This window comes from Clostridium sp. UBA5119, from assembly GCF_002414285.1.
GTDB classification, from domain to species: domain Bacteria; phylum Bacillota; class Clostridia; order Clostridiales; family Clostridiaceae; genus Clostridium_J; species Clostridium_J sulfidigenes.
Genome location: NZ_DHYX01000003.1, coordinates 1 through 10,835 on the forward strand (window position 1 = coordinate 1; position 10,835 = coordinate 10,835).

Annotated in this window: 13 protein-coding genes; all 13 read right to left on the reverse strand. The window is 29.8% G+C overall.

Features of this window, described 5'->3' with window-relative positions:
* A partial coding sequence (locus tag B2671_RS00100) for a rod shape-determining protein (protein WP_346868569.1) occupies positions 1-429 on the reverse strand: 429 nt, incomplete at its 3' end.
* An 18-nt stretch (positions 430-447) separates the two neighbouring features.
* Positions 448-1,134: a RadC family protein gene (radC, locus tag B2671_RS00105; RefSeq protein WP_346868570.1), complete on the reverse strand. Its 687-nt coding sequence runs from the start codon at positions 1,132-1,134 to the stop codon at positions 448-450.
* Between the two features lie 12 nt (positions 1,135-1,146).
* Entirely contained in the window at positions 1,147-1,722 is a 576-nt protein-coding gene (locus B2671_RS00110) for a Maf-like protein (RefSeq protein WP_346868571.1), read from the reverse strand.
* Between the two features lie 9 nt (positions 1,723-1,731).
* Positions 1,732-1,992 carry a DUF4321 domain-containing protein gene (locus tag B2671_RS00115; protein ID WP_035128757.1) on the reverse strand — a complete coding sequence of 87 codons (261 nt, stop codon included), beginning with the start codon at positions 1,990-1,992 and terminating at the stop codon, positions 1,732-1,734.
* Between the two features lie 208 nt (positions 1,993-2,200).
* The gene (locus B2671_RS00120; RefSeq protein ID WP_346868572.1) at positions 2,201-2,965 is read right to left on the reverse strand and encodes an SPOR domain-containing protein; all 765 of its coding nucleotides are present in this window, start codon (positions 2,963-2,965) and stop codon (positions 2,201-2,203) included.
* 156 nt (positions 2,966-3,121) lie between these two features.
* Positions 3,122-3,610 (reverse strand): hypothetical protein, encoded by a 489-nt coding sequence (locus tag B2671_RS00125; RefSeq protein ID WP_346868573.1) that lies wholly within the window; start codon positions 3,608-3,610, stop codon positions 3,122-3,124.
* A gap of 69 nt (positions 3,611-3,679) precedes the next feature.
* Positions 3,680-4,654: a tyrosine-type recombinase/integrase gene (locus tag B2671_RS00130; protein ID WP_346868574.1), complete on the reverse strand. Its 975-nt coding sequence runs from the start codon at positions 4,652-4,654 to the stop codon at positions 3,680-3,682.
* Positions 4,655-4,721: 67 nt separating this feature from the next.
* Entirely contained in the window at positions 4,722-4,976 is a 255-nt protein-coding gene (locus B2671_RS00135; protein WP_346868575.1) for an HPr family phosphocarrier protein, read from the reverse strand.
* Between the two features lie 23 nt (positions 4,977-4,999).
* The gene (locus B2671_RS00140; protein WP_346868576.1) at positions 5,000-6,193 is read right to left on the reverse strand and encodes a pyridoxal phosphate-dependent aminotransferase; all 1,194 of its coding nucleotides are present in this window, start codon (positions 6,191-6,193) and stop codon (positions 5,000-5,002) included.
* 374 nt (positions 6,194-6,567) lie between these two features.
* Entirely contained in the window at positions 6,568-6,837 is a 270-nt protein-coding gene (locus tag B2671_RS00145; protein ID WP_346868577.1) for a stage V sporulation protein S, read from the reverse strand.
* Positions 6,838-7,034: 197 nt separating this feature from the next.
* Positions 7,035-8,588 (reverse strand): ribonuclease Y, encoded by a 1,554-nt coding sequence (gene rny, locus B2671_RS00150; RefSeq protein WP_051823775.1) that lies wholly within the window; start codon positions 8,586-8,588, stop codon positions 7,035-7,037.
* A gap of 389 nt (positions 8,589-8,977) precedes the next feature.
* On the reverse strand, positions 8,978-10,012 hold the full coding sequence (gene recA / locus B2671_RS00155) for a recombinase RecA (RefSeq protein WP_346868578.1): 1,035 nt from the start codon (positions 10,010-10,012) through the stop codon (positions 8,978-8,980).
* Positions 10,013-10,176: 164 nt separating this feature from the next.
* Entirely contained in the window at positions 10,177-10,623 is a 447-nt protein-coding gene (gene pgsA / locus B2671_RS00160) for a CDP-diacylglycerol--glycerol-3-phosphate 3-phosphatidyltransferase (RefSeq protein WP_346868579.1), read from the reverse strand.
* Between the last annotated feature and the right edge of the window lie 212 nt (positions 10,624-10,835).

The following is a 10,835-nucleotide window of genomic DNA, read 5'->3' on the forward strand; positions in this document are numbered from 1 at the left end:
AGCACCTATAGCCGCTGCCATTGGTTCCTCTAATAATCCAACTTCTCTAGCTCCAGCACTCTTAGTTGCTTCTTCAATTGCTCTCTTCTCTACTTCAGTTACCCCAGATGGGAAACAAACTATGATTCTTGGACTTTTAAAGGAATTTTTACCTCCAACTTTTTCAATAAAATGTCTAAGCATTTTTTCAGTCACATCAAAATCTGCTATAACTCCATCTTTCATTGGTCTTATTGCTACAATATTTCCTGGTGTTCTACCTATCATATTTTTAGCTTCATTACCTACTGCTAAAACTTTTCCTGTATTTTTATTTATTGCTACAACGGAAGGTTCTCTAAGTACGATACCCTTTCCTTTAATATATACTAATGTGTTTGCAGTTCCTAAATCTATTCCAATGTCTCTAGAACTTCCAAAAAAACCCATAAAAACTCTCCTCTCAATCTATAAAATACCTTTTTCTTTTAAGCTTATATAAGCTTCATTACCAATAATAATATGATCTAAAACTTCAATTCCTAGTAATGTTCCACACTCCTTTAGTCTTTTAGTTATTAGTATATCCTCTTTGCTAGGTGTTGGATCACCTGATGGATGATTGTGACACAATATCACTGATGCACTACTAAGCTTTATAGCTTCTATAAAGACTTCTCTCGGATGAACAATGGAACTATTTAAATTTCCTATAGAAATATCTTTAACTGATATAATTATGTTTTTAGTATTTAACATAATTAGCTTAAAATATTCTTTTTTTAAACCCTTCATTTGTCTCATCATATAATTAGACACATCTTTAGGACTACTTACAATATGCTCTTCACCGGATTTAAAAGAATTAAATCTGATAGCTAGCTCTGCAAGGGCTAAAACTTGAGTAGCTTTAACTTCCCCTATTCCTTTTACCTGCTTTAAATCATTAATACTGGGGCTGGAAATTCCATTTATGCCTCCACAATGAGATAATAACCTATCACATAGATTTAAAACACTATCTTCCTTTGTTCCAGTCCTCAATATAAGGGCTAAAAGTTCAGAATTAGACAGGTATTCTGCCCCATACCTTAACATTTTTTCTCTAGGTCTTTCATTTTTAGGTAAATCTTTAATCTTTAATTTATAGTTCATAAACTAACTCCTTTATTGATTTACCCCCATCTCCCTTAGTGATAAATATAAAGTATTTAAAGGCAATCCTACTACATTGTAATAACAGCCATTAATATTTTCCACAAAAATAGCAGCATTATCTTGTATTCCATAGGCACCAGCTTTACCATTACATTGACCCGATTCAATATACCTAAGTATCATATCCTCAGATAGGTTCATAAATTTAACTTCAGTACAAACACTTTTTCTTATTAATTCATTGGTTTTGCTGTTTATTAAAACTAGCCCGGAATAAACTTTATGTACATTTACACTGAGTGAACTTAGCATTTCAAATGCATCTTTATCATTTATTGGTTTTCCAAGAATTTTCCCATTTAAATATACTACAGTATCACAGCCTATGACAATACTATCTTTCTGCACTTTATTCAAAATATTTCTAGCTTTTCCTTCAGCTAAATCACACACATGTTTATCTATATCACCTTGAAATTCAACAGAATCCTCATCAAAGTTACTAATCTCTATTTTAAAATTATCTACTAACCTTTTTAATAATTCCTGTCTTCTTGGTGATGCAGAAGCTAATACTATCTCCATAACTTCCTCCTAGAATCTCTTAAATAATACTATTGCTAAAACCATACCTACTATAGCCATTAAATTCAGGCCAAATCCTAGTCCAAAAGTTAATTCTAAGACCTTTAAATCAATGACTAAAGGATTTTTTAATCCTATAAAGTAGTTTTTTCCTAAAAAATCTAAGGCTTTAAAAGTATTTCCTAAAAATTCTCCAATAAAGCTTCCAGAAATAGCCCCCAGAAGAGTTATAAATACATACTCTTTAGCGGTTTTATATGATTTTCCCATAAAAAAACATCCCCCAGTATATTTAAAATCTGCAATATACCATTTGTATTAATCAATATAACATTTTATATCTAATATAGTGTAACATTTAATATTTTTTTACACAAGACTATAACAAATTTTTTAAACTTTTTTTATAAATTAAGGCTATCTGTGAACTTTTGTTCACAGATAGCCTTATATCAACTTATTAAAAATAATATATACCTTATTTTTTAAACTTTATTAGCTGGTCATAGACATATTTTAGTACTTCTCCATCCTTATTTTTATCTACTTCATCTGGAAGAGCCTTTATATATTCCTTCAAAGAATTAACTTCATTATATTGTTTCATGTTCTCATCTATTTTCTCCAATCCATCTATCCACTTTTTAAGTTCACTGGTATTAATAGATTTTACACCACTTTCTGAAGTTTTATTTACTACTTGCAACAAACTATCTACAATTTCACAAAATTGTTTTGTAGAGTTATCTTCCATAGGTATGTTTATAGTTACTTTAGTATTATCTATTCCCTTTTCTTTTAATATTGAAGCTCCATTTTCTATATTTTTATCAGAATACATTCCAAAATATACCTTAGATAGCTCTCCCTCTTGCCCTATAAAAGGATTACCAAAGGCTGATAATTTATTTAAAGTTTCATCAGCATTACTTTTAACTTTAAATACACCACACTGTAGTATATAAAAATTATATTCTGACACAGCTTTTTCTTCCTTTACTCCAGTTGAATTTCCTTCTTCCTTTACTTCACTTTTATCAGGCACTTTACCGCTATTTTGTTGTTGTTCAGAATTATTCATATCTATACCTTTAATAAAGCCTATTTTACCTGAGTCTTTAAGTACAAATTTAAATATAAAAGTTCCTAATAGTAATGCCAAAAGTAAAGTTATAGCTAAATAAAATAAAAAACTGTTACTACTCTTTGGTTTAGATTTAATATTGTATCTTGTGTACTTCATTTTATACCCCCATTTCTAATTAATAAACATTAATTTAAAATTTAAATCTTAAAATAATCTGTCCTATTAATTTATATATATAATTAGGGATAAATATTACTATATAATTTATTATAAAAATTAAAAAAATCGACATAGTCGATTTTTTTATTCATGTTATTCATTATAACGAATTGATAGTCTTACTATTCTTCTAATAAATTTTTTTGCCTTTTCATAAGGCATTCCATTAACTTCTAAAAATTTAAATATTCCTAGATTATTTCTTTCTATGGATTTAATAACTTTTTCTATTCTCATAAGTTCTTCATCATTATCTTCTTTTGATGGAACCTGTGTAGAATTAAAGTTTTTTTCATCATCAAAGTCTTTCAGTAATCTATTTTCATTCTCCTGTACATATCTCTCTACATCATCTTCAAAGTCTTCATCTAAATAAGTCTCAGCAGGAATATCTATGTCCTCATTAGTTTCTTTTAAATCTATAACTTGAGCCAGCTCTTTCTGCATTGGATGTATAAAATTATTTCTTGGCATTATTCCCATCATACCACATACAGATATGAAATCTTTCATTTCATCGGGCAAAGAATTATGTGTCATAGGCGCCAAGGGTACAAATTCATATTCATTATCAAAAGCCATGAACATACCTCCATTTTTTATATTACATTAAAAATGTATGCCTTTAGCCTCTAATAAATTCCTATATCTTTATATTATATCCATATTATCTCCTGGATTATCTTTAAGCTTGTCTATAGAGTGAACATATCTATTGGTAGTAGCAATACTACTATGAGCTGCAAATTCTCTAACTTTTTCTATGGTGGCCCCTTGAGTAATTGCCATGGTTATAGCTGTATGTCTTGTGGAATGAACTTTTAATTTTTTATTTATATTGCACTTACTACATATATTCTTAAGCATATAGTTTAAAGTACTAGGATTTAACTTCTCTCCATTTCTATTATTAGAGGAGTGTCCTATAAATAAATAGTTATTGCTAAACTCTTCTTTATCTCTTCCTGTAACTAAAATATATTTCTCAATTAAACTTTTCACCTTAGGTTGAAGCTTTACTAAATCTTTTTTATTTCCTTTTCTAGTAACTTCTATAACATCATATTCTCCATACTTTTTTATATGACATATTTTTATATTTATCATTTCTGATTTTCTTAGTGCAGTGGTGAGTGCTAAGGCTAATATAGCTTTATTCCTAAGTCCTAGTACACTTGTAGTATCAATACTTCCCAGCAAAATCTTACTTTCTTCCTCAGTCAAAAATTCTGTAACTTTATTAGTTACAATAGGCTTTTCTTCCTTCACATTAGCAAAAGGGTTAAATTTAATAATTCTTATATCACTGTAATTATCTTCATATTTCATAAGCCACTTATAAAGAGCAGAAAGAGATGATATCTTTCTATTAATAGTTGAAGAAGATAATCCTTTATTTTGCAAATCCAGGATAAATTTTTGAACGTGAAATATATTTATTTCTCTTATATGTTCTATACTTATATCAGTTACATCTGACTTATTAAAAAAATCCTTTATATCTTTCTCATAGCTAATGGCTGTATATTTACTTCTTCCACCTTTAATATCTAGGAAGCATTGAATAAAATGTTTATTTTTTTCTAAATAAAGTTCCTTTTTACTATGTAATATTATTTCATTCATAAAATCCTCCTCCTTTACAAATCTACTATAGAACAAAAGAACCGCCTAAGCAGTTCTTTTATTTGAATTATAATCCTTCTACAGTAGAAATGATTTCTGTAAGTGCAAGTTCCTCATCAGTTCCATTAGTTATAATTTTTACTGTATATCCCTTATTAACTCCTAAGGATAATACTCCAATGAGACTTTTTGCATTAGCTCCTTTACCATTACATTCTATAGTAACTTCACACTTAAAAGTAGTAGCCTTTTGAACTAATAAAGTTGCTGGTCTTGCATGCAATCCCTGTGGACTATTAATGATTATTTCCTTTGTTAGCATATTATCACCTCATTTACGAGAAATTATTTTATGCCATTAACAAAGTCTTCTATTCTATTCAATCCTTTTTCTATGTTTTCCATAGATGTAGCATAAGATAATCTTATAAAATCATCTACTCCAAAAGCAATACCAGGTATTACTGCAACCTTCTCCTTCTCAAGAAGTAGGTCACTGAATGTAAGAGAGTCTTTTATAATCTTTCCATCCACTTCCTTATTTAATACCTTTGATATGTTTACCATAACGTAGAATGCACCTTCTGGTTTAACACAGGATAAGTTATTTATAGAATTAATTTTATCTACCATAAAATCTCTTCTCTTTTTAAATTCCTGCTTCATTTTTTCAACTTCGCTTTGATCTCCATTTAAAGCTTCTACAGATGCATATTGAGATATTGAACATGGATTTGAAGTAGTGTGACTTTGTATGTTTGACATTAATGAAGTTATTTTTTCACTAGCTGCTGCATAACCAATTCTCCATCCAGTCATAGCATAAGCTTTTGAAACCCCATTTATTACTATTGTTCTATTATAAGCATCTTCAGATAAACTTGCTATAGAAATATGACCACTTTCTCCATATAAAAGTTTTTCATATATTTCATCTGATATAATTATTATATCATGTTTTTGTGCAAAAGTTGCAATTTTCTCTAACTCTTCTTTCGTATAAGCTGTTCCAGTTGGATTATTAGGGCTATTTAGTATCATAGCTTTAGTTTTTTCAGTTACTGCTTTTTCTAAAGATTCAATTGTTAGTTTAAAAGAATTACTTTCTTCTGTGTCAACAAAAGTTGGAACTCCATCAGCCAATTGTACAAGTTCTGGATAACTAACCCAATATGGAGCACCTATTAAAACTTCATCTCCTGGGTTTAATATAGCTTGAAAAATATTTGCTAAACATTGTTTAGCTCCTGTTGAAATAATAATTTGAGAAGTTTTATAAGTTAAGTTATTATCTTTTTTAAACTTATTTACAACTGCTTCCTTTAATTCAATTATACCTGAAGCCGCTGTATATCTTGTTTGACCTGCTTCAATTGCCTTTATAGCAGCTTGTTGTATATTTTTCGGAGTATTAAAATCTGGCTCTCCTGCACCAAAGCCTATAACGTCAATCCCCTCTGCTTTCATCTTTTTAGCCTTTGCTGTAATTGCTAATGTAAGTGATGGTGAAATTTCCATTGCTTTTTTTGATAGCATCATTATAACTACCCCCATTAATATTTATTCTTTACAATATAAAATAATTAAAACTATCCAAATAAAAGAAATATTATTTAAACCTTTTCATTCAATTATATCCTCAAAAATATAATAAACGAGTTGGATATTCTACATCTAATGAATTTTAAAATGCATTAGAACTTGATATGAAAGATATACTTCATATCTGTATAATACCACTTATTCTATATAGTGTAAAGATTATATGGTAATTTTAACTTACTATTATTATTCTCATTTTTTATATTTACATACTAACTTTTTATAACATTTGTCCAAAGTTCTGAAACTTATTTACCTACATATAAAGACTAAAGACATGAAATTATATTTTAATTTCATGTCTTTATAACCTAAAAATTATTTTTAGATTGTACTATCAATTTAATTGCAGTTCTTTCTTCCCCATCAATTTCTACATCTGTAAATGCCGGTACACAAACCAAGTCCATTCCACTAGGTGCTACAAATCCTCTAGCTATAGCTACAGCCTTTACTGCTTGATTGATTGCTCCTGCTCCTATAGCTTGAATTTCTGCCCCACTACTTTGTTTTAGTACTCCTGCCAAGGCTCCTGCTACTGAATTAGGATTAGATCTTGCTGAAACTTTTAATACTTCCATATTAAACCTCCTACTACTATTACTACTTATTAAACTAATATTATTAGAATCCTATATATTATTTCTACATTTAATTGAAAATTCCTTTTATTGAAAATACAATTTTAGATTATTGCAAATTATAGTTTCACTTAAAATAATGGACAAAATAAAAGCCTCCTATTAAATAGGAGACTCACCTTTTTCATTACCTAATTTTACTTTGCATATTCTACTGCTCTTGTTTCTCTGATAACATTAACCTTTATTTGACCTGGATATTCTAGTTCTGATTCTATTTTCTTCACAATATCTCTAGCCACTTCAATAGCACCTGCATCATCAACATCATCTGGTTTAATCATAATTCTGATTTCTCTTCCGGCTTGAATTGCATATGACTTTTCTACACATTCATATGAGTTTGCGATTTCTTCTAATTTTTCTAATCTTTTTATATAGGCTTCTAGAGTTTCTCTTCTAGCACCTGGTCTAGCTGCTGATATAGCATCTGCTGCTTGAACTAGTACTGCTTCTAGAGATTGATACTCTACATCTCCATGATGAGCTGCAATAGCGTTTACAACTATTGGAGATTCATGACATTTTTTAGCTAACTCAGCACCAATTAGTGCATGTGGTCCTTCTACTTCATGGTCTACAGCTTTACCGATATCATGTAATAATCCACACCTTTTTGCCATGGTAGGATCCATTCCAAGCTCTGACGCCATAAGACCTGCTAAGTATGAAACTTCTATAGAATGTTTTAATACATTTTGACCATAACTAGTTCTATATTTCAATCTTCCTAAAAGTCTGATTATTTCCACATGTAATCCATGGATACCAGTTTCGAAGGTGGCTTGCTCGCCCTCTTCTCTTATGTCATTCTCAACATCTTTTTTCGCTTTTTCAACCATTTCCTCAATTCTTGCTGGGTGTATTCTTCCATCAACTATTAGTTTTTCTAAGGCAATTTTAGCTACCTCTCTTCTAATAGGATCAAAAGCTGAAAGAATAACAGCTTCCGGAGTATCATCTATTATTAAATCAACTCCAGTTAAAGTTTCAAGGGCTCTAATATTTCTGCCTTCACGCCCAATAATCCTTCCCTTCATTTCATCGTTAGGAAGTGATACAACATGTACTGTAGATTCAGCTACATGGTCTGCTGCACATCTCTGTATAGCATATGTTATAACTTCTCTTGCCTTTTTATCGGCTTCCTCTTTAGCTTTAGCTTCAATTTCTTTAATCATTATTGCTGTTTCATGTTTAATTTCTTTTTTTACTTCGTCTAATAGTATTTGCTTTGCTTCTTCTGAGGTTAATCCTGCTACTCTTTGTAATTCTTCTCTTACACTATTATATAATTCTTGTATTCCTGATTCTAATGTCTCAACCTCTTGTTGTTTTTTAGATAATACTTCTTCTTTTCTTTCTATTGATAGGGTTTTCTTATCTAAAGTTTCCTCTTTTTGAAGAACCCTTCTTTCTAATCGCTGAATTTCATTTCTTCTTTCTCTGGACTCTTTATCAAAATCAGCTCTTAATCTATGCACTTCTTCTTTAGCTTCAAGGATTGCTTCTTTCTTTTTAGATTCTGCTTCTTTTTGTGCCTCACCTAAAATCTTTTTAGCATCTTCCTCTGATTTAGATACATTAGCTAAAGATATATTCTTTCTTGTATAAATAAAAACAAAAATAGCGACTAAACAAACAACTAGCGCAATAGCTATTATTAAAATAATTTGACTTGGTTCAGTCAATTTCCAACACCTCCTTTGCTTTTTTTATGACATATATTAGCAGTAAAATGAAAGCTCGAAAAGGTGCATATTCTATTCAATTCCTCTTATATTAAACCAGTATTTGTATTCATTTTATATTACTTTAACATCATTGTCAAGGTTATTACTAAATACTACAAATTCTCTCAACTTAGCTCTTAGGCTCAGCTTGAACCTTTTAAAAAAAATTTTTAATTAGAATATCACCTTTAATTTTTCCATTAAAATATCGCATACTTTAATTATACATTTATTTGTATATTTCATACACAATATTTAAAATTTTAATTAAAAAAGATATATAAAGCTTAAGTTATATATTTTTACTTAAAGCTTTATATATCTTTTATCCGATTTAATAAAGTAATTTAATTTTCTTCTACTTTATTCTCAACTTTTACTGAATTGTTATTTAATGGCAAAGAGTACTTCTCTCTTATTTTATTTTCTATTTCATTGGCAATTTCTGGGTTTTCCTTAAAGAAGTTTTTAGCATTTTCTCTTCCTTGGCCTAGTCTTACGTCTCCGTAGGCAAACCAAGCGCCACTTTTTTGGACAATTTCTTCTTTAACACCAATATCTAATATATCCCCAACCCTAGATATTCCTTCACCATACATAATATCAAATTCTGATTGTTTAAATGGTGGTGCAACTTTATTTTTAGTTATCTTAGCTCTAGTTCTATTTCCTAAGAAGGTTTCTCCTTGTTTAATAGTATCTATCTTTCTTACATCAATTCTCACAGAGGCATAGAATTTAAGAGCTCTTCCTCCTGGAGTCGTTTCTGGATTTCCAAACATAATTCCAACTTTTTCTCTCAATTGGTTTATAAATATAGTAGAGCACTTTGATTTGTTTATAGAACCTGTAAGTTTTCTTAAAGCTTGAGACATAAGTCTAGCTTGAAGACCTACATGGGCATCTCCCATTTCACCTTCAATTTCAGCCTTTGGAACTAAGGCAGCAACAGAGTCTATAACTACTATATCTATTGCACCAGATCTAACTAAGGCTTCTGTAATTTCAAGAGCCTGCTCACCTGTATCTGGTTGAGATACTATTAAGTTATCTATGTCTACGCCTAATGCCTTTGCATAAACTGGATCAAGGGCATGTTCTGCATCTATATATGCTGCACAACCACCGTTCTTTTGAGCTTCTGCAACTACATGTAAAGCTACAGTGGTTTTACCAGAGGATTCTGGTCCAAAAATCTCAATTATTCTTCCTCTTGGAACTCCGCCAATTCCCAGTGCAATATCTAGCCCTAAACATCCTGTAGATATGCAGTCTATATTTAAAGTACTCTCTTCCCCTAATTTCATTATTGAGCCTTTACCAAATTGCTTTTCTATTTGACCCATAGCTGCTTCTAATGCTTTTAATTTATCGTTATTCATAAATTCCCCTTTAGGGTTCACATCCTTCCATTACGAACAATAGTTCTTATATATTTATTATATAGTATTTAATTTATCAGGTCAAGTGTTATAGTAAAGAGTTCCTTTAAATTTCTTTCAAGGAACTCTTTACCATTTTTGACATAGTTATAGAATTATAAACATTATTCATTAATATTTATAATATCTTTTCCTTTAATAAAATAATCCACTCCAGATCCAATAGTTATAGCAGCTGCTAGGTATATCGTAACCTGGGTTGTAATATTAAGCCACCCTGGATTATATACTAGAGATAATAGTCCCATTATGATAGCTATCATCTGAATTACAGTCTTCAGCTTTCCCCAATTACTTGCAGCTATTACCACGCCTTGTGAAGCAGCTAATGTCCTTAATCCTGATACTATAAATTCCCTGGCAATTATTACAACTACTACCCATGCTACAACAATTCCTTTTTCAACTAAAAGTATTAGAGCACAGGTAACTAAAAGCTTGTCTGCTAGAGGATCCATGAATTTTCCAAAGNNNNTATCAAGCATTGCACATATTAAGAATATTGGAACTAACATTATTCTTAGCACTGTAAGCTTATTCGCAAGATTCATCATTAACATCTCCTACTCCTGAAATTTAACAATCTTATAATCTATTTACCTAATTAAAATTTACCTCTTATTGTAAATAGTAAAAACAAATTTTTTATAATAGTAATTATAAATTATTTTATCTTATACAAACATTATACAATAAAATCTAAAAATTATTTAGTTTATTAATACTAATTTTACTTTATATCCTTATCTATATTATTAATTAA

Bases quoted from the DNA above. Each gene is read 5' to 3' on its own strand.
- recA (WP_346868578.1), bottom strand. From the start codon at position 10,012: ATGAATAACGATAAATTAAAAGCATTAGAAGCAGCTATGGGTCAAATA.
- radC (WP_346868570.1), bottom strand. From the start codon at position 1,134: ATGAACTATAAATTAAAGATTAAAGATTTACCTAAAAATGAAAGACCT.
- B2671_RS00130 (WP_346868574.1), bottom strand. From the start codon at position 4,654: ATGAATGAAATAATATTACATAGTAAAAAGGAACTTTATTTAGAAAAA.
- B2671_RS00115 (WP_035128757.1), bottom strand. From the start codon at position 1,992: ATGGGAAAATCATATAAAACCGCTAAAGAGTATGTATTTATAACTCTT.
- B2671_RS00140 (WP_346868576.1), bottom strand. From the start codon at position 6,193: ATGATGCTATCAAAAAAAGCAATGGAAATTTCACCATCACTTACATTA.
- B2671_RS00125 (WP_346868573.1), bottom strand. From the start codon at position 3,610: ATGGCTTTTGATAATGAATATGAATTTGTACCCTTGGCGCCTATGACA.
- B2671_RS00110 (WP_346868571.1), bottom strand. From the start codon at position 1,722: ATGGAGATAGTATTAGCTTCTGCATCACCAAGAAGACAGGAATTATTA.
- B2671_RS00120 (WP_346868572.1), bottom strand. From the start codon at position 2,965: ATGAAGTACACAAGATACAATATTAAATCTAAACCAAAGAGTAGTAAC.
- B2671_RS00145 (WP_346868577.1), bottom strand. From the start codon at position 6,837: ATGGAAGTATTAAAAGTTTCAGCAAGATCTAATCCTAATTCAGTAGCA.
- B2671_RS00135 (WP_346868575.1), bottom strand. From the start codon at position 4,976: ATGCTAACAAAGGAAATAATCATTAATAGTCCACAGGGATTGCATGCA.